This window comes from Pseudomonas sp. Leaf48 (assembly GCF_001421885.1).
Lineage (GTDB): Bacteria > Pseudomonadota > Gammaproteobacteria > Pseudomonadales > Pseudomonadaceae > Aquipseudomonas.
The window spans coordinates 274,755-292,549 of record NZ_LMLH01000028.1 but is presented as its reverse complement, the minus strand read 5'-3'; the positions used below and the strand labels follow the sequence as shown (position 1 = coordinate 292,549).

The window sequence follows — 17,795 nt, the reverse complement described above, 5'->3', positions numbered from 1 at the left end:
GCTTATCTCGCTGCGAAGGCTGTGAGCACTTGGCCCAGCCGTTCGTTCTGTTCAGGGGTGATTTCACGTCCGGCACCATGGCCGGCATTGTCCTGCGTGATGTAGGCCAGGCCCGAGAGCCAGTCGCCCAGATACCGCTGTGCCTGATTCGCCGGTTGCGCCGGCAGCACGGGGACTTGTCCCGGGCCAATGTCGGTGTAGAACGAAAACAACGGCGCCTTGGCTCCGGCGCGGCTGTTTGGACGCTCGCTCACCGGCTTCTGGAGGTAGCCGAACCAAGACACGAAATCGCGCAGCACACGTTGCACTTCCAGTACCTGGCGCTCAACCAGTTGATCGCGTCGCGCGCCACTTTGTGCGCGCTTGAGGACGGCGCGGCTCAGTTGCCCCGGCAAGTCCTGGCGATAGCCGGCGGTGATCAACTCATCGACCACCGCCTCCAGCAAGGCTTTTTCCAGCCCCAGCAGGTTGAGCAGGCTTTGCCGGGTGGTCAGTTCACGCAGGTGTGCGATCCAGGCCTTGAAGGCCGCTTTGGCAAAACGGTGCTCGTTGCTTTGTAACTCGGGTGCCGGGGCACCGGTTTTGCTGCTGACCGGTGCTTCGTGGCTGAGGTCGTCACTGAAATCGAAATCGAAACCGGCGTCGTTGCCATACAGGCTCTGGCTCGGTGTCGGGGCGATCGGCTCGTCTTTCGCGGCCGGCCCGTCATCGGTTTCGTACACGCCGCTGAGGTACAGGTCGCGCACCTCTTCACTCGGAATGTCGAGTTGATCGATCAACTCACCGAGCACCGCCGGACGACGACCCAGGCCTGTCAGAATCATTTGCGCCTTGGCTTTCTTGGCGGCTGCGGCGCTGTCGTCGTCAGCGTGGTACCAGGTGCTCAGGCCGTGAGTGGTCAGGCCTTCGAGGCATTCGCTCAATTGCTCGCGGATGCGCTGCAGTTTGAATTCGATATTGGCCACGCCTTTGAAACTGCCGCTGAAGTGGCTAATGCCACCGTCATCGTTGCGCAGCATTTCTGCCCAGGCGTTGGCCGGGTTCTTGATGTGTTTGCACACCAGGGAGTTGCTGGCAAAGCTGGAACCCAGCGCGTCGACACGTTCCTGATAGATGGCATTGAGGCCGGTTTCCGCACCGGACGCGTCTTGCCCGATGAACGCCGCATCCATACGCGGTTTGCGCACCAGATAGGTGTTCTGGAACGGTGTGCCGGCCCAGTCGTTCATCCAGCTCAGGCTGCCGAAACGCTCCAGCATGGTCAGCTTGACCATGCCGTTCCAGCTCTCGTCGTACTGATCGGGTGTCAGGCTCAGGGAGTTGGTAATGCGCAGGTCGAGCATGGTCAACGCCCAGATCAGACCGGTGTCGCGCTTGCTGCGCGCGGCCGAGTCGGCGCCCTGGGTTTTTTCGATCCAGCGGGTCAGCACCGGGCCCACGTCGTTGACGTCGCTTTGCTTGGTCGTGCCTGTGCAAACCACCAGTGCGTTCATTTCCTGGTTGTCGGTGTAGCGTTCGAACAGATAGGCGACCTTGCCGCGCAGGATCAGTTGGGAAACCGAGTTGTCCTTGGCGGTGGACTGCGGGTCGCTGGAATCGGCGATCTCATGCAGTTTCTGGCGTCCGCGATAACCGGGGAAGTCCAGCAAGTCGACCTGATTGACGATGTCATCCACCGGCGCTTCGATCAGGGGGAAGGTCATTTCGGCGGTCAGTGCCGCCAGCTGCGCGACGGGAATCGCCTGACTGTTTTGCAGTCGTTCGCCTACCAGCGGTCGAACATCGATCGGCAAGTCCAGCGGGCTGCCGAAACGTTCGAGGATGTCGACGTTCATGATGCTGTCGCGCTGGCTGTAGGTGTCGTTGTCGAAGCTCACCAATGCCTTCAGCGGTGCGAACACCGTCTCGGGCAGGCCCAGCTTGTGCAGCGCGCCGGCCAGTTGCTGGTACACGCCGGTCAACTCGCGTTGCTCACCCCAGAGAATCGAAAACAGCTCGGCCCGCTCCTGGAAATTCAGGCGTGGCGCCAGTTGCAACGCTTTGGGCCAGTACAGGTGCTCCAGCTTTTTCACCGAGTTGCGGAAGTTGTCGCGCAGGTAATCCCACAGCGACACCAGATCGTCGGCGTTGACGCCCGTTTGCAGCGGCCCGGTTTCGCGGCCTTCGAACGGTTTGAGTGCGCGCTGGATGCGCTCTTCGTCGATCTCGTAGGAAATCCGTTCAAGGTCGAAATCCTTGAACCATGCGTTGGCGAGAATCTTCGCCAGCTCGATTTCCTTGAACAGCGTGAGTTCTACCGGGAAGTCCTTGTCCTGACTTTCCCTCGCCCGACGGCTGAATCGCGTCACCAGGCCGGTGGCTTCCTTGCCACCACCCACCGGGTTGATGTGTTTGATGAAGTCCAGACGATGGTCGCCGAACTCGGTTTCCAGTTTGCCGTTCTGACCGGCGGCGAGGGCCGATATCAGGTAGGACTTGCCGGCCTGGGACAAGCCGAAAAAGCCAATTGTCATCGGCGTGCAGGCCACGCGACCGAGGCTTTGAGCCAGGTTGCGGGCGCGGTGCAGGCGGATGTTCAGGTTGTCGGCTTCGCTGTCCAGGCGCGGCGCATTGCCGCGCGTCTGGCCAATCCAGTCCAGCGCCTGACCGGCGCCTTCATAAACAGCGGCCCAACTGGCAGAGAGCTGAGTTTGATCGGGGGTCAGGTCGTTCATTTGCGTTTCACACTTCCACTGTCGAGCCAGTACTTGGTCTCGCTCAGGCCGGCGTCGAGCATGGTATTGAGTTCCAGCTCGAGGTCGCTGCGCGGGTTGAAGTTGACGTTGTTGCTGTTGGATTCGATGTCGCGAACCGAGAGGCGGTCGCTGACCAGATCCTGCTTGCGCGTGTACTTGTCCGCCGGTTTGACCTCGAACCGCACCTTGAGCAGCGGCGCGCTGCCGTTTTCACCGATGGCGCGGGAAAACTTCTCCCGACCGGCCTTGGTGAACCGCAAGGTGTACAGCGGCGAGGCGGCCCAGCGGTCGGTGGCCAACTGGCGGAATCCGAGGCGCAGATCGCCGCGCATTTCCAGCTGTGGCGTGTCGGCGGCGTCGCCCACGCCAATTTCCGGCAGCTTGATTTTGTAGTCTTCGGACTGGATGTCGCGGTACAGCACGTCCGCATCCTTGATCACGTTGTTCAGGTCGATGACGCCGATGTGCTTGACCGTCGAATACGGCTTGAGTGCCGAAGCACGGAAGTAGAAGTTCGGCACGCTGTGGTTGGCGCACAACAGGCAGAGCATGGCGCCGACCGAGGCGGTGCTTTTCGGGTCGTCGATCCGGCCGTTCTTGTGAAACGGATACCAGCCGCCGGTGCGGTAGTTTTGCAGCGCCAGAATGCGCCCCGGTGGCAGCGGCAACACCTTGCGAATGAACGCCTGGATGCCGGGCAGGCGCGAAGGGCGGCCGGTCAGCAGCAAGACATCGCAGGGGTACTGCGCGGCCACCTCACACAGCGCACCAAGGATCTTGGTGATGTTGATCTGGTCGTTGAGGAAGGCGGCGTGGAGTTTTTGCAGGTCGAAGCTGATCGGTGCGGCATACAGGTCAAAACCACTCTGACCGCCGACATCGCGGCGCACAGCGGCATTGACGTAGTCGAGCACGCTCTTGCTGATCGCGTTGTCACCGAGCAATTGGCGGTAGCTTTGCGGGGTGACTTCTTGCGGCACCTGCGGATCGTAATGCTCGTACGCCTTGAGCAGCGCCAGACCCAGCGGGGCGAACACCTGGAGATTCAATTGTTGGCGCAGGATCATGTCCTGGGCGCTGACCGATTCGTCGCCGCACAGCCGTGACATCAGCGAATCCGGGGCTTTTACGCCAGCGTTCTGCAAGGCCTTTTCGAAACTCGGCAGGACGAAGTCCTGAATCACATCCAGCAGGATGTCGTCGCCGGCCACTTTGAAGCCATCGCGAAAGCGCTGCTCGGGCACGATGTGCACATTGCTGCCGCTGCCGGTATTACCCGCGCGGTCGAGGCGATAGTCGGTGATCACAAGGTCCGTGGTGCCGCCGCCGATGTCGATGGTCGCGAGGGTGATGCGTTGGCGGTCGGTCTTGTCTGGTCGGGCGATGGTGTCAAAAAACTCTTCCGGGTGACCGGCGAAATTCTCGTTGACCTCGGTGTACAGGTACACCAACTGGCCGCAGGAGGCTTCGTCCCATTCCACGCGAATGCTCGGGATCGGCGTGCGCGGGCTGACGGCCTGATCCTGGTGTGGATCTTCCTCACCGGCATGCCAGCCGAGGCTTTTCCACACCAGGCCGATGGCTTGCAGCATGCGTTCGTTGAGGATGCTGCGCTCGGCCTGTGGCATGCCCGGCGGCACGGTCAAGGTGATGCTGTTGAGCTGGCGCGGCACGCGGGTGTGCCCCTGGCGCGAGCGCTGGGCCGGGCTGTTGATTTGCGACAGCGCCTGGGCCAACACTTCGGCGAGCATGAAGGTCATCAGCGAACTGCGCGAATAACGCGGCATGAACACCGGCAGACGATCGTCCTCTTCGAGGCTGTAAAGCGCCTCGCCGGTTTCGTTGATCAGGTGCGAGAACGGCGCGGCGGTGGCGTACGGCTCGCTGTCGGTCTTGATGTACGAGCAGTTGAAACGCCAGCCGTGGCCATAGGCGTTTTCGTCCCACAGATAGCGTTTCGGGCTGGACAGGCCGGTGGAGCCTTCGGTACCGCGACGACGGCTGGCCAGACGGCTGGCCTCATTGCCGACACGGGCAATCGTTGCCCATTGGAACGCGTCGTGACGGCCGCTCTTGACCGAGCAGTGGTCCTTGCCGAAGTACGCCTGGGCGAACTCCACGCGGCTTTCGAAGGGCAGATTGTAGGTGTGCTCGGGGGTGATCAGGTCGCGCAGTTCCAGCACGTAGTTCTGCTTCAGCCCGGAGCCGGCCTGACCGTGGTTTTCGATCAGGATGCCGCAGGTGCGCGAGTTGCCGACGTCCAGCACCAGGTCCACCGGAATCGGGTTGACCAGACCATTGCTGTCGTTGGCGACCACCTTCAGTTCGGGGATTTCAACTTTCGCCCGGGCCGTCGACTGCTGCGCGGCTGACGGCGTGCTCAACAGGCTGAGCAAGTTAAGGTAGTGCGCCAGGTGATAGCTGGCGCGGATATCGGTGTCCAACTCCGCGCGCGAACGGTGGGCATTGCCCTCGTTGAACACTTCCAGCAGCCACTCGTTGACCCACGGCTGTGCCAGGAACCAGCGGGTTTCGCTGGCTTTTGTCGCCAGTTTGAAAGACACACCGGAGCTGATGTCTTCTTCATTTGGCGCCAGGTAAGCGGTGCCGTCACGCTTGGGCATCACACGGCTGTCGAAGGCCATCGTCAGGCGGTGGGTGTTACCGTCGATGTCGGGTGTCGCCAGTTTCACCAGACGCATGCGCGACCAGTTGGTCGGACCTTCATCGAAGCGATGGGGCGGCATGAAGCGGAAAAACGGGGTCGGTAGCCAGATACCGTCGAGCAATTCGAGGCTGCTTTTCATGTCGAGGCTGAACGCAGGTTTGGCTTTTTCGACCTTTTCCGGTTCGGGCTCGTAGAAAAAGAAGTCTTTCTCTTCGTTGTATGCCAAGCGGCAGATCAGCCCGCTGATCATCGGTGCGAACTCGCCCGCCGGCTCCTTGCGGGGATCCAGGCGCAGGGCGAAATCCATGAACTGGATGCCGGTGTCGCTGACCAGCGTGACGGTGTCTTCGAATTGAGTGACTTCAGGCAACATGTCGGGTTATTCCGTTTTTTCGGCCGCTTGCCGCATGGACATGGGGAATTGTTCTTTTCCGTAACCGCCAGTGCAGTCCGCGACCGTGGTGGCCCCTGGGCGGCAGTTGACCTTGGGCATGTCGTAAGTGCTGCCATCGCCGCAAACGGCCTGGCCCTGGCTGTCGATGGCCAGGCTGCCACCCTTCATGGTAGCGCTTACCGGCCCGCTGCATTTGGAACCGTCGGCCTGGTGTACGGTGACTTGGCCCTTACCGTCCTTGAGCTGGTATTCCAGACGCAGCGGTTTGCCGGTCCGGCGGTCTTGTATCCCGGCGCCTGCGTTGTACTGACCGTCGAGGAACTTGGCGGCACCGTCGGCGGCGTCTGGCGGGATGCTCAGGGGAGGGCCGGCTTTTGGGGCCGCAGGTTTTTCGGCCTCGGGTGATGTGATATCCGGCGGCGCGGTTTTGTTTTCGGGTGGTGTGGTTGGCGATTCGGCGGCAGGGTCCGCTGCCGGGTCTTTGGCCGGGTCTTGGGTCACGCCGGTGGGTGCTGCGTCAGCCTCGCTACCTTCGACCGCCGGCGCTTCCACGCCATGAGTTCCGGTCACAGCGGTGCCAGTTCCTGTGGTGGAGCCCACGACAGTGCCGTTCACCGGAACGCCATTCAACGTCGTGACATTGCCAGGCAGTTTCGGATCTTCCAGTTGTTTTTCCACCGGCACGATGCCCTCAGGCAGCAGGTCTACTGCCACCGACGGAATCGGCACGCAACCGCGCAGGCCGAGCAACAACCACAAAAGCAGCAGCAGGAGCGGCAGCAGCAACAGCCACCACCAGCGGCGCCACCATGGACGAGCAACCACCGGCACGACGGGCGCCACAACAGGCGCTTCGACCGCGGGTGGCGGCGTGAACGCGGGCGGAATCTGATAGAGGCAGTGCAATGGATCGCCAATGCCGGTGCCGGCATGCTCGAAACCCCAAAAGGTGAGCACGGGTTTGCCTTGCACCAGGTAGACGAAGTTTTCGTCGGGGAAATGAATGACGCGCTTGAGCAGCTTGCCGAACACGGCTTTGTCGCCTTGCTGCGGTTCGCCGGAATCAGTGACCAGGAAACGCTGGCTCAATTCCTCGAGCGCAGTTTTCAGCGATTCAAGCTGGCGACGGGCAGGGGCGCGTTCTTCTTCGGTCGCGCTGCTCCAGGGAATCACATCGCCTTCGAGGGCGCTGTACCAATCGATCTGGTTGCCGAGTTCATCGCTTTGAGGGATGGCCAGATGATCGACCAAATCGGGGTTCTTGCGGCGAATGGCTTCGCGCAATTGCAGGGCTGCCCGGTAGACCGGTTGACCTGTTTCGCCGAGGGCAGTGAATGACCCGCTCTTACCGCTGCGTAATAGTGCCCCGCGCATTCAAACTCCATACGATCCGTTGCGCAAAAATGACAGACAAATGTGTCTGTACTTGCTCCTGCATTTAGCGTGCGACATTGATGTCATTATGATATCGCAGACAATCTGCCGGAGGTTCAATCCGTATGAGACTAACGTAAGCGTGCGGAGGTTGCATAAGGTCAAATTTAATTGGCTTGGGAAGGCTCGAGCGGAGGGCGCCAGCATCGTCGACAACGATAACGGCACGATGAAACTCTCGGTGGTGCCAACTCGCGGCATGAACGTCTTGCAGGACCGGATCGGCAATATGCGCATGGGCTGGGATTCGCCGGTCACAAAGCACTTGCAAATTTGAGCTACTGGCTTGTTGGCCGGTATTGCAGCGCTTCGGCCAAGTGCTCGCGTCTGATCTCATCGACTTGTTCAAGGTCCGCAAGGGTGCGCGCTACTTTGAGCAGTCGATGGGCCGCTCGCAGTGACAAGGTCAGTCGTTCACACGCCGTCTCCAGCCAGGTTTCGTCTGTTGTGGATAACTTGCAGTGTCTGCGCAGGCCCGGCAAGTCGAGAAAGGCATTGGCACAGCCTTGGCGCTTTTGTTGCCGTTCCCGTGCATCGGCAACCGACTCGGCGGCGGTGGCAGTGTCGTCGCCGGGTTTTAACGCAGGATTCAATGCCGTGGCTTCGCGAGCAACCGTCAGGTGCAGATCAATACGATCCAGCAGTGGCCCCGACAGTTTGTTGCGATAGCGCTGAACCATGTCCGGCGTACAGGAACAACGGCCACTCGGTTCGCCAAGATATCCACAGGGGCAGGGATTCATCGCGGCGACCAGTTGAAAGCGCGCCGGGAAGCGTACGCGGTCCTTGGCGCGGGAAATCACGATGTGGCCGGACTCCAGTGGCTCTCTCAACACCTCCAATACCTTGCGATCAAACTCCGGGAGTTCATCGAGGAACAGCACGCCATGATGGGCCAGGGTGATTTCGCCGGGTTGTGGTTTCGAGCCACCGCCCACCAGTGCCGGTCCTGAGGCGGAATGGTGTGGTTGTCGAAAGGGGCGCTGTGGCCAATGGCTGAGCGGCACACAACTGGTGACCGATTGAATCGCCGCGACTTCCAGTGCCTCGCTTTCGGCCAAGGGCGGCAACAGGCCCGGCAAACGACTCGCCAGCAGCGTCTTGCCCGTGCCGGGCGGCCCGCTGAACAACAGGTTATGCGCCCCCGCCGCAGCAATCAGCAAGGCCCGTTTGGCGGCTTGCTGACCTTGTACTTCATTCAAATCGGGGTAGGGCTTGCTGGCGTGCATCAACCCATCGGAGACGAAGGGCTCAACAGGCGTATGCCCGTTGAAGTGCGCCACGGCCTGCAGCAAGTGATCCACAGCGATCACCTTTAGCCCGGACGCGAGGCAGGCTTCCTCGGCATTCGCCCGTGGCACCATCAGCACCCGCCCGGCCTTGCGCGCCGCCAGCGCAGCCGGCAATACGCCCTTCACGGCACGTATCGCGCCCGAAAGCGCCAACTCCCCCAGGCACTCCACGTCATCCAGAGTCAGCGTCGGCACCTGCACGCTGGCTGACAGAATCCCCAAGGCAATCGCCAGATCGAACCGCCCGCCATCCTTGGGCAAATCTGCGGGCGCCAGATTCAGCGTGATCCGTCGCGCCGGAAATTGCAGTCCTGAGTTGATGATCGCACTGCGCACCCGATCCTTGCTTTCCTTCACCGCTGCCTCTGGCAGACCGACCATGGTCAGTGACGGCAAACCATTGGCCAGGTGGACTTCAACGGTGACAGCGGGCGCATCCACGCCAATCTGGGCGCGGCTGTGGACGATGGAGAGGGACATGGTCGTTCCTTGAGGTGACGGGGAGCCGCTTCCTGCGGGTTTTTCAAGGGTAGTTGCGGGGTGAGGTTTTCGCGTCGCGGCAGGGAAGACAAACTTTCTCAGGATGTTGCTGATACCACCGCTCCATCGCACAAGCTGTAGGAGCCGGCTTGCTGGCGATGGCGATCTTGAGGGCGCTATCGCTGGCAAGCCAGCTCCCACAGGGATCGCGGTGTTTACTCGGTGGGTGGAGTGAGCTTCGCTTCCATCTCCGCCACTTTCGTTTCGAGTGCCTCCAGCCGTGCCCTGGTCCGCGCCAATACAACCATCTGGCTATCAAATTCTTCCCGGCTGACCAGATCCAGTTTGCTGAAGGCGCTCTGCAGCAACATTTTGAACTGGCTTTCGATTTCACTTTTCGGCAGCGGGGTGTCACCGCTGAAGAGGCGGGAGGCGGTGCCGCTCAGGGCGTCGAGGAAGTCTTTGGGCGCGAGCATGGGGAAATGTCCTGATAGCAATGGCGGGCAGTGTATCACGCAGCATCTATAGTCATTTGCGCGGGCAAGGGATGCACGCTTTTCGCGCATATGGACGGACGGTGTCGCACCGTTGTTGTGCGTATCGCGTCGCGTGTTGTGGCGAAGAAGCAGTCATCTGCGGGTAAAGGCTTGAAAACAGTAGTTTTTGTGGAGATGGCAAGCTTTCTGCTTAGACCCTGATGACCCATGCACTGATGCAGTCACTGTGACGAACGCAGTGCGCCAAGCGAAGCGGGGGAGTGTTTCGTGAGGGGCGTCGGACGGGCAGGTCAGGGCCGACGATGCGTTACAAAGCCAGGCACTGCGCTTAGACTTGAGACGGGTTTGTTTTCCTGGGGCAAGTCCACCAAATTCGGGAGAGAGTTTTCATGAAGCTAGTCACTGCCATCATCAAGCCGTTCAAGCTGGACGACGTACGCGAGTCGCTGTCCGAGATCGGCGTGCAGGGCATTACCGTCACTGAGGTCAAAGGCTTCGGTCGGCAGAAGGGTCACACCGAGCTGTATCGCGGCGCGGAGTACGTGGTCGATTTCCTGCCAAAGGTGAAGATCGACGTCGCCATCGACGACAAGGATCTGGACCGGGTCATCGAGGCCATCACCAAGGCCGCCAACACCGGCAAGATCGGTGACGGCAAGATCTTCGTGGTCAATCTGGAACAGGCGATTCGCATCCGTACCGGCGAAACCGATACCGACGCGATCTAAGCCGCTACAAACCCAACGCCCCAGGAGAAAACAATATGACTCTGCGTAAATTCGCAGGGCTAGGAGCCCTGTTGTCCATCGTAATGCCCAGCCTTGCTTTGGCGGCAGACGAAGTGGCGGCCCCAGTCCTCAACTCCGGCGACACCGCCTGGATGCTGACCTCGACAGCCCTCGTGCTGTTCATGACCATTCCTGGCCTCGCGCTGTTCTACGGCGGCATGGTTCGTTCCAAAAACATTCTTTCCGTGATGATGCAGTGCTTCGCCATTACCGGTCTGATCAGCGTCCTGTGGGTCATTTATGGCTACAGCATCGCGTTCGACACCACGGGCATGGAGCAGGGCGTCGTCAACTTCAACTCGTTCTTCGGTGGCATGGGCAAGGCCTTCCTGGCCGGTGTTACGCCTTCGAGCCTGACCGGCCCTGCGGCGCTGTTCCCTGAAGCGGTGTTCATCACCTTCCAGATGACTTTCGCCATCATCACCCCGGCACTGATTGTCGGTGCCTTCGCCGAGCGGATGAAGTTCTCCGCGATGCTGATCTTCATGGGTGTGTGGTTCACCCTGGTGTATGCACCGATCGCGCACATGGTCTGGTCCGGCAACGGCGGCCTGATGTGGGACTGGGGCGTGCTGGACTTCGCCGGCGGCACCGTGGTGCACATCAATGCCGGTGTGGCCGGTCTGGTCGCCTGCCTGGTGCTGGGCAAGCGTAAAGGCTTCCCGACCACCCCGATGGCTCCGCACAACCTCGGTTACACCCTGATGGGCGCGGCCATGCTGTGGGTCGGCTGGTTCGGTTTCAACGCCGGTTCCGCCGCTGCGGCCAACGGCACTGCCGGTATGGCGATGCTGGTGACCCAGATCGCAACCGCTGCTGCGGCACTGGGCTGGATGTTCGCCGAGTGGGTCACCCACGGCAAACCAAGCGCGCTGGGCATTGCTTCGGGTGTGGTCGCCGGTCTGGTAGCCATCACTCCGGCAGCTGGCACCGTTGGCCCGATGGGCGCACTGGTGATCGGTCTGGCGGCTGGCGTGGTGTGCTTCTTCTGCGCTACCACGATGAAACGCAAGCTCGGCTATGACGACTCCCTGGATGCGTTTGGCGTCCACGGTATCGGCGGCATTCTCGGCGCAATCCTGACCGGTGTGTTCGCTGCACCGTCCCTGGGTGGCTTCGGCACCGTGACCGACATCGCTGCACAAGTCTGGATTCAGTGCAAAGGCGTGGGCTTCACGGTGATCTACACCGCAGTCGCTACCTACATCATTCTCAAGGTGCTGGACGCGGTCATGGGCCTGCGCATCAACGAAGAAGAAGAGGCGGTCGGCATCGATCTGGCGCTTCATAACGAGCGCGGCTACAACTTGTAAGCAAGCGTATGAAAACTTGCCCGGCTTGCCGGGCATTTTTTTGTCTGGAATTAGTCATTCAACTAGCGGCTGAAGGGTTTTTACCTGCAAGTTGTATGTCGTCGATGTCCGGTGTTTTTGTGCGGTCGAAGGCTTACATGATTGAAGGAATATTAGGGCCTTTGTTTTTTCCCAGAGCACGCTAGAATGCGCCCCGAACGTGCGGAGAACTGTATGTGGCAACAGACTCTGATTACCCTGCGGGCGAGGCCCCGGGGCTTTCATCTGGTAACGGACGAGTTACTCGCCGGCCTGCCTGAACTCAAGGCGTGTCGGGTCGGTCTGTTGCACTTGTGGCTGCAGCATACCTCGGCGTCGTTGACCATCAACGAGAACGCCGATCCGGCGGTACGTCGCGACTTCGAACGATTTTTCAATCGTCTGATCCCACAAGGAACAGACGGCTATGAGCATAACGACGAAGGCCTGGACGACCTCCCGGCGCACTTCAAGTCCAGCGTGCTTGGCTGTCAGCTCAGTTTGCCGATTGCGGCAGGCAGGCTGGCGTTGGGTACCTGGCAAGGCGTTTATCTGGGCGAGCACCGTGATCATGGCGGTGCTCGTAAAGTCCTCGCCACCGTGCACGGTGAAGGGGCATAACCGCTGGTCAGCAGCGGTTGTTGAATTTTTTCCGGCAGCCTTCGACATAGGGCAAAGCTGGGCTATAACTAATCTGCTTTTCGCAAGTCATGAGGTAGAACATGAGCGACGATGATCTGGAAAACGACGACCTCGAAGTAGGCGACGACGAAACCGAAGAAGGTCTGGAAGCAGCGGCGGAAGACGTCGCTGAAGACGACGGCGGTGATGCGCCCGTTCCGACCGCCAAAGGCAAAGCCAAGGCAGCGGTATCGGTCGATGAGCTGCCGAGTGTCGAAGCCAAGAACAAGGAACGAGACGCCCTGGCCAAGGCCATGGAAGAGTTCCTGGCTCGCGGCGGCAAGGTGCAGGAAGTGGAGGCCAATGTGGTCGCCGATCCTCCCAAGAAGCCTGACAACAAGTACGGCAGCCGGCCTATTTGAGGCTGTCTTGCTTACTGAAAAGGCCCGCCGTCGCTGCGGGCTTTTTCATGCCTGAAAATCGAGGATACGCCGACAATCTCCTTGTGGGAGCGAGCTTGCTCGCGATAACGGTGGGTCAGGCAGGATCAATTTTGAATGTGACGGCCTCATCGCGAGCAGGCTCGCTACCATAGGGGGTGTGTGTGATTTCAGGCCGGGTGTCTGGGGTTCCACCGCGCCAACAACGCCGGCAACTCGGTCAGGCTGCGGATTTCTGCATCCGGCAGATGCTCGGCTTCCCAGGCCTTGCCCGCCGGGTTGAACCAGATCGCCCGCAGCCCTGCTTGCTGGGCACCGGCAATGTCGTCGCCCGGATGGTCGCCAATATGTACTGCCGTCTCGGCAGTGGCGTCTCCACGCTGCAACGCCTCATGGAACAATCGCGCATCCGGTTTGCCGATGCCGATGTCTTCGGCGCACAGCGCAAACCTGAAATAATCCGCCAGCCCCAGGCGCCGGATATCAGCGTTGCCGTTGGTGACCACGCCCAAGGTGTAATGGTTGGCCAGTACTTGCAGCGTCGGTTGCACCTCCGGGAAAATTTCCAGCTGGTGGCGGGCATGCAAAAACACTTCGAAACTCTGGTCGGCCAGGTCGGACGCCACTGCGTGAGCGTAACCGGCCTCTTCCAGCGCCTGGAACAACACCCGTCGACGCAGGGCGCTGATGCGATGCTTGAGGTTCGGCTCGATGCTCAGGATGCGTTCGCGAATGGCCCACAGATGCTCCACCGGCACCGCCCCCAGGGCGGGAGCATGTTCGCTCAGCCATTCACGCAAAACGGCTTCGGCGCTGACGATCACCGGAGCGGTGTGCCACAGGGTGTCGTCGAGATCGAAGGTGATCAACTGAATGCTCATGAATCATCGCCTTTCATGCGTTTGGCTCGTGGGTGGGCGCTGTCATAGACCGTTGCCAGGTGCTGGAAATCCAGGTGGGTATAGATTTGCGTGGTCTTGATGTCCGAGTGACCGAGCAATTCCTGTACGGCCCGCAGGTCCTGGGAAGACTCCAGCATGTGGCTGGCGAAAGAGTGTCGCAACATGTGTGGGTGCAGGTTCTGCCCCAGTTCGCGTTCGCCGGCTGCCTTGACCCGACGCTGGATCGTCCGTGGGCCCAGGCGCTGGCCTTGCTGGCTGACAAACACTGCATCGTCCGCCGGGTGGGCCAGGGCTCGTAATGGCAGCCACTGTTCCAGCGCCTCACGAGCTTTTTTCCCCACGGGTAGCAACCGGGTCTTGCTGCCTTTGCCGAGCACCTGGACCATCCCGTCGGCCAGATCGAGCTGGTCGAGATTCAGCCCGGTCAGCTCCGAAAGTCGCAGCCCGGAAGAGTAGAACAGTTCCAGGATCGCCTGATCACGACGGGCCAGAAAGTCATCTTCCACTGCACCCTCAAGCAGTTGCAAGGCGCGGTCGGTGTCGAGGGTCTTCGGCAGGCGGCGCTCGCCTTTAGGTGGCGCGAGACCATTGGCCGGGTCGTGATCGCACAGGCCTTCGCGGTTGAGGTAGTGATAGAGCCCGCGGACCGCCGACAGCAAACGCGCCAGACTGCGGGACGACTGGCCTTGGGCATGCAGGCGGGCGATCAGGCTGCGCAGGCGCTGGATATCCAGCGCCGCCCAACTGTCGATGTTTTGCTTGACGCACCAGCCGAGCACTTTATCGAGGTCGCGGCGGTAAGCCGACAAAGTGTGCGGCGACATCTGCCGCTCACTGCGCAGGTGTTCGCAGTAAGCGTCCAGTTGCCGTTCCATGGTCAGCGTACCGAGCGCAGGTTGCTGTTGACCCGTGGCAGCACGCGGCCCATGACTTCGGCGATGTAGCTCAGGAACAAGGTGCCTACTGAGCTTTTGTATTGCTGTGGATCTCGGCTGGCGATGGCCAGGATACCGTGGATGCCCTGATGGCTGATGGCGACGACGGCGGTGGAGCCGATCTGCTTGCGCTGATCCTCACCGAACAGGAAGTCCAGTTCATGCTCACGCAGACTGCCGCTGACGCTTTTGTCTTCCGAGAGCAAACCGCCTATGGCCACCTGCGCTTCGGCGTGGGTGACCCAGCGGCCGACTGGCATGGCGTTGTCGCCCAGCAGGATGAGGCTGACGAAGGGCACCTGGAAATCCTGGCGCAGACTGTCTTCGACGCAGATCACTACGTCTTCGAGGCTGGTGGCGTCCATCAGCGCAAGGATCAGGCGGCGGGTCTTTTCGAACAGCCGGTCGTTGTCGCGGGCCACATCCATCAAATGCGAGAGGCGATGACGCAACTCGATGTTGCGGTCGCGCAGGATGGTCATCTGCCGTTCCACCAGAGAAATGGTGTCACCGCGCTGATGGGGAATACGCAAGGCCGGGAGCAGTTCTTCGTGCTCGATGAAAAAGTCCGGATGAGCCTCCAGGTACGCGGCAACAGCCGCCGCCTCCAGGCTTTCGGGCGCAGATTCGTCGGCTTTTCGTGCGGGTACCTGAGGCTTGTCGGTCATGGATTTCGCTCGCTCAAAGACGCACTTGTCCTTCGTATACGCGGACTGCCGGGCCGGTCATCTTCACCGGTTGGCCAGGGCCTGCCCACTCAATGGACAGGCGCCCGCCAGGCAGGTCGATCAATAGCGGCGAATCCATCCACCCCTGGCTGATCGCGGCCACTGCGGCGGCACAGGCGCCGGTACCGCAGGCCTGGGTTTCCCCGGCCCCGCGCTCCCAGACGCGCAACTGCGCGCGGCTGCGGTCAATCACCTGGAGAAAACCGACATTGACCCGCGCCGGGAAGCGCGGGTGATGCTCGATTTTCGGACCCAGATCATGCACCGGTGCATTGTTGATGTCGCTGACGCGCAGTACGGCATGGGGGTTGCCCATCGATACGGCGGCCAGATCGACCGGGTTGCCATCGACGTCGACCTGGTAACTCAAGGCCTGATCCGCAGCCTGGAATGGAATCTCGGCCGGTACCAGGCGCGGGGCGCCCATGTTGACGCTGATCTGCCCGTCGTTGCGCACATCCAGCTCGATGATGCCGCTTTTGGTTTCGACGCGGATCTGCCGTTTTGCGGTCAGGCGCTTGTCGAGGACGAAGCGGGCGAAGCAGCGCGCACCGTTGCCGCACTGTTCCACTTCCGAGCCGTCGGAATTGAAGATCCGATAACGGAAATCCACGTCCGGATTGCTCGGCGCCTCGACGATCAGCAACTGGTCGAAGCCGATGCCGGTATGCCGGTCGCCCCATTGCTTGGCGTGCTTGGGCAGGATATGCGCGTGCTGGCTGACCAGGTCAAGGACCATGAAGTCGTTGCCCAGGCCGTGCATCTTGGTAAAACGCAGCAGCATGGTTTTACTCCGGCAGCAGGCTTTCGCCAGCAAACAACTCGGCTACCGTTTCACGGCGACGCACTTCAAATGCCTGATCACCGTCCACCAACACTTCGGCGGCGCGGCCACGGGTGTTGTAGTTGGAACTCATGACAAACCCATAGGCGCCGGCCGAATGCACAGCCAGCAGGTCGCCTTCTTCCAGGGCCAGCTGACGATCCTTGGCCAGGAAATCGCCGGTCTCGCAGATCGGGCCGACGACGTCGTAGGCGCGGGCAGCAGTGTCACGCGGGCGTACGGCGGTGACGTCCATCCAGGCTTGATACAGTGCCGGGCGGATCAGGTCGTTCATGGCCGCGTCGACGATGGCGAAGTCCTTGTGCTCGGTGTGCTTTAGGTACTCGACCTGGGTCAGCAGCACGCCGGCGTTTGCCACGATGAAGCGGCCCGGCTCGAATACCAGTGCCAGGTCACGACCGTCGAGGCGCTCGCGCACGGCCTTGATGTAGTCGGCAGCCAGTGGCGGTTCTTCGTCGCGATAACGTACGCCCAGGCCACCACCGAGGTCGATGTGGCGCAGGTAGATACCGCAGTCGCCGAGGCGGTCGACCAGGCCCAGCAGGCGGTCGAGGGCATCGATGAACGGTGGCAGGGTGGTCAGTTGCGAGCCGATATGGCAATCGACGCCAACCACTTCCAGGTTCGGCAGCTGCGCGGCACGCACGTACACGTCTTCGGCGTCAGCGATGGCGATGCCGAACTTGTTCTCTTTGAGGCCGGTGGAGATGTACGGGTGAGTGCCGGCATCGACGTCCGGGTTGACGCGCAGCGATATCGGCGCGCGAACGCCCAGCTCGGCGGCGACCACTTGCAGGCGTTCCAGCTCGTCGGTGGATTCGACGTTGAAGCAGTGCACGCCGACTTCCAGTGCGCGACGCATGTCGTCACGGGTCTTGCCGACGCCGGAGAAGACGATCTTGTCGGCGCTGCCGCCGGCAGCCAGAACACGTTCGAGCTCGCCACGGGAAACGATGTCGAAACCGGCGCCAAGGCGCGCCAGGACATTCAGTACGCCCAGGTTGGAGTTGGCTTTGACGGCAAAGCAAACCAGGCTCGACATGCCGGCCAGCGCATCGGCGTAGGCCAGGTACTGGGCTTCGATGTGCGCGCGCGAGTAAACGTAGGTCGGTGTGCCAAAGCGCTCGGCGATGGCAGACAGGGCGACACCTTCGGCGAACAGTTCACCGTCACGGTAGTTAAAAGCGTCCATGAGGTTCCCTTATTATTGGTAGACGTCGTGCTTGTGTGCTTTGGACGGCTGCTTTTGCGAGGACTGAGCCTGCTCGGCAGGGTCCTGGTCTTCATCGGGCAGGTACAGCGGGCCTTTTTGACCGCAGGCCGACACAAGGCAGGCAACCGCGAGGAGCGCAGCAAGGGAAGAGATCAGGCGCTTCATGGCGAAATCCTTGAAAATGCGTTAATTGCGCCGGAGTATACCGGCCACCCGTCAGCTTGCCTATGCAACGGACCGCCCGTCCGGCGGGGTCTGGCTGATGTCGGCAGGCCAGTTGCGATCCCCTGTGGGAGCGGGCTTGCTCGCGAAGGCGTAGTGTCAGTCGACATTGATGCTGCCTGATACGCCGCATTCGCGAGCAAGCCCGCTCCCACAGGGATCAGTGTTGGATGTGCTGGTATGGCGCTTATTCGTTATTCTTTGCAATCGACGGGGCTCGGTCGTATCTTGCGGCGCTTGAGCCTGATCAGACACTTTTTGAGGTTGCCGT

At 61.0% G+C, this 17,795-nt stretch carries 15 protein-coding genes and 1 pseudogene; 5 read left to right on the top strand and 11 right to left on the bottom strand.

What is annotated here, in order from left to right; genetic code table 11:
• Positions 1–2: 2 nt before the first annotated feature.
• Genes ASE98_RS17255 through ASE98_RS17245 form a run of 3 tightly spaced genes read right to left on the bottom strand, consistent with a single transcriptional unit; the run spans position 3 to position 7,171 of the window.
• Entirely contained in the window at positions 3–2,714 is a 2,712-nt protein-coding gene (locus ASE98_RS17255) for a putative virulence factor (RefSeq protein WP_060542544.1), read from the bottom strand.
• Positions 2,711–5,776 carry a virulence factor SrfB gene (locus ASE98_RS17250; protein WP_060542543.1) on the bottom strand — a complete coding sequence of 1,022 codons (3,066 nt, stop codon included), beginning with the start codon at positions 5,774–5,776 and terminating at the stop codon, positions 2,711–2,713. The genes ASE98_RS17255 and ASE98_RS17250 overlap by 4 nt, the downstream gene beginning before the upstream one ends.
• Before the next feature lie 6 nt (positions 5,777–5,782).
• Entirely contained in the window at positions 5,783–7,171 is a 1,389-nt protein-coding gene (locus tag ASE98_RS17245; protein WP_060542542.1) for an SrfA family protein, read from the bottom strand.
• A gap of 133 nt (positions 7,172–7,304) precedes the next feature.
• On the opposite strand from ASE98_RS17245, the pseudogene ASE98_RS17240 reads away from it, so the two are divergent.
• Positions 7,305–7,487: pseudogene (locus ASE98_RS17240) on the top strand (DUF4432 domain-containing protein); the annotation flags it as partial.
• Between the two features lie 22 nt (positions 7,488–7,509).
• Here ASE98_RS17240 and ASE98_RS17235 read toward each other — a convergent pair.
• A complete protein-coding gene (locus ASE98_RS17235; RefSeq protein ID WP_060542540.1) occupies positions 7,510–9,003 on the bottom strand; it encodes a YifB family Mg chelatase-like AAA ATPase in 1,494 nt (497 codons plus the stop codon).
• Positions 9,004–9,218: 215 nt separating this feature from the next.
• Positions 9,219–9,479 (bottom strand): accessory factor UbiK family protein, encoded by a 261-nt coding sequence (locus tag ASE98_RS17230; RefSeq protein ID WP_060542539.1) that lies wholly within the window; start codon positions 9,477–9,479, stop codon positions 9,219–9,221.
• A 410-nt stretch (positions 9,480–9,889) separates the two neighbouring features.
• On the opposite strand from ASE98_RS17230, the gene glnK reads away from it, so the two are divergent.
• The 4 genes from glnK (at position 9,890) to sutA (ending at position 12,662) form a co-directional block, all read left to right on the top strand.
• Positions 9,890–10,228: a P-II family nitrogen regulator gene (glnK, locus tag ASE98_RS17225; protein ID WP_002555808.1), complete on the top strand. Its 339-nt coding sequence runs from the start codon at positions 9,890–9,892 to the stop codon at positions 10,226–10,228.
• Positions 10,229–10,263: 35 nt separating this feature from the next.
• Entirely contained in the window at positions 10,264–11,601 is a 1,338-nt protein-coding gene (locus ASE98_RS17220) for an ammonium transporter (RefSeq protein ID WP_060542538.1), read from the top strand.
• A 213-nt stretch (positions 11,602–11,814) separates the two neighbouring features.
• On the top strand, positions 11,815–12,240 hold the full coding sequence (locus tag ASE98_RS17215) for a secondary thiamine-phosphate synthase enzyme YjbQ (RefSeq protein WP_060542537.1): 426 nt from the start codon (positions 11,815–11,817) through the stop codon (positions 12,238–12,240).
• Between the two features lie 101 nt (positions 12,241–12,341).
• Positions 12,342–12,662, top strand: a complete 321-nt coding sequence (sutA, locus tag ASE98_RS17210; RefSeq protein ID WP_060542536.1) for a transcriptional regulator SutA — start codon at positions 12,342–12,344, stop codon at positions 12,660–12,662.
• A 188-nt stretch (positions 12,663–12,850) separates the two neighbouring features.
• Here the strand turns inward: sutA and ASE98_RS17205 are convergent, their stop codons facing one another.
• Genes ASE98_RS17205 through lptM form a run of 6 tightly spaced genes read right to left on the bottom strand, consistent with a single transcriptional unit; the run spans position 12,851 to position 17,467 of the window.
• Positions 12,851–13,561, bottom strand: a complete 711-nt coding sequence (locus tag ASE98_RS17205) for an HAD family hydrolase (protein ID WP_060542535.1) — start codon at positions 13,559–13,561, stop codon at positions 12,851–12,853.
• Positions 13,558–14,457 carry a tyrosine recombinase XerC gene (gene xerC, locus ASE98_RS17200; protein ID WP_060542534.1) on the bottom strand — a complete coding sequence of 300 codons (900 nt, stop codon included), beginning with the start codon at positions 14,455–14,457 and terminating at the stop codon, positions 13,558–13,560. The genes ASE98_RS17205 and xerC overlap by 4 nt, the downstream gene beginning before the upstream one ends.
• 2 nt (positions 14,458–14,459) lie before the next feature.
• The gene (locus tag ASE98_RS17195) at positions 14,460–15,185 is read right to left on the bottom strand and encodes a DUF484 family protein (protein ID WP_060542533.1); all 726 of its coding nucleotides are present in this window, start codon (positions 15,183–15,185) and stop codon (positions 14,460–14,462) included.
• A 13-nt stretch (positions 15,186–15,198) separates the two neighbouring features.
• On the bottom strand, positions 15,199–16,029 hold the full coding sequence (gene dapF / locus ASE98_RS17190) for a diaminopimelate epimerase (protein ID WP_060542532.1): 831 nt from the start codon (positions 16,027–16,029) through the stop codon (positions 15,199–15,201).
• A gap of 4 nt (positions 16,030–16,033) precedes the next feature.
• The gene (gene lysA / locus ASE98_RS17185) at positions 16,034–17,281 is read right to left on the bottom strand and encodes a diaminopimelate decarboxylase (RefSeq protein ID WP_060542531.1); all 1,248 of its coding nucleotides are present in this window, start codon (positions 17,279–17,281) and stop codon (positions 16,034–16,036) included.
• Positions 17,282–17,293: 12 nt separating this feature from the next.
• Positions 17,294–17,467 (bottom strand): LPS translocon maturation chaperone LptM, encoded by a 174-nt coding sequence (lptM, locus tag ASE98_RS26075; protein WP_034147687.1) that lies wholly within the window; start codon positions 17,465–17,467, stop codon positions 17,294–17,296.
• Positions 17,468–17,795 lie beyond the last annotated feature (328 nt).

Excerpts from the sequence above, each read along its gene's own strand:
- ASE98_RS17255 (WP_060542544.1), bottom strand. The coding sequence starts at position 2,714 with ATGAACGACCTGACCCCCGATCAAACTCAGCTCTCTGCCAGTTGGGCC.
- ASE98_RS17250 (WP_060542543.1), bottom strand. The coding sequence starts at position 5,776 with ATGTTGCCTGAAGTCACTCAATTCGAAGACACCGTCACGCTGGTCAGC.
- ASE98_RS17245 (WP_060542542.1), bottom strand. The coding sequence starts at position 7,171 with ATGCGCGGGGCACTATTACGCAGCGGTAAGAGCGGGTCATTCACTGCC.
- ASE98_RS17235 (WP_060542540.1), bottom strand. The coding sequence starts at position 9,003 with ATGTCCCTCTCCATCGTCCACAGCCGCGCCCAGATTGGCGTGGATGCG.
- ASE98_RS17230 (WP_060542539.1), bottom strand. The coding sequence starts at position 9,479 with ATGCTCGCGCCCAAAGACTTCCTCGACGCCCTGAGCGGCACCGCCTCC.
- glnK (WP_002555808.1), top strand. The coding sequence starts at position 9,890 with ATGAAGCTAGTCACTGCCATCATCAAGCCGTTCAAGCTGGACGACGTA.
- ASE98_RS17220 (WP_060542538.1), top strand. The coding sequence starts at position 10,264 with ATGACTCTGCGTAAATTCGCAGGGCTAGGAGCCCTGTTGTCCATCGTA.
- ASE98_RS17215 (WP_060542537.1), top strand. The coding sequence starts at position 11,815 with ATGTGGCAACAGACTCTGATTACCCTGCGGGCGAGGCCCCGGGGCTTT.
- sutA (WP_060542536.1), top strand. The coding sequence starts at position 12,342 with ATGAGCGACGATGATCTGGAAAACGACGACCTCGAAGTAGGCGACGAC.
- ASE98_RS17205 (WP_060542535.1), bottom strand. The coding sequence starts at position 13,561 with ATGAGCATTCAGTTGATCACCTTCGATCTCGACGACACCCTGTGGCAC.
- xerC (WP_060542534.1), bottom strand. The coding sequence starts at position 14,457 with ATGGAACGGCAACTGGACGCTTACTGCGAACACCTGCGCAGTGAGCGG.
- ASE98_RS17195 (WP_060542533.1), bottom strand. The coding sequence starts at position 15,185 with ATGACCGACAAGCCTCAGGTACCCGCACGAAAAGCCGACGAATCTGCG.
- dapF (WP_060542532.1), bottom strand. The coding sequence starts at position 16,029 with ATGCTGCTGCGTTTTACCAAGATGCACGGCCTGGGCAACGACTTCATG.
- lysA (WP_060542531.1), bottom strand. The coding sequence starts at position 17,281 with ATGGACGCTTTTAACTACCGTGACGGTGAACTGTTCGCCGAAGGTGTC.
- lptM (WP_034147687.1), bottom strand. The coding sequence starts at position 17,467 with ATGAAGCGCCTGATCTCTTCCCTTGCTGCGCTCCTCGCGGTTGCCTGC.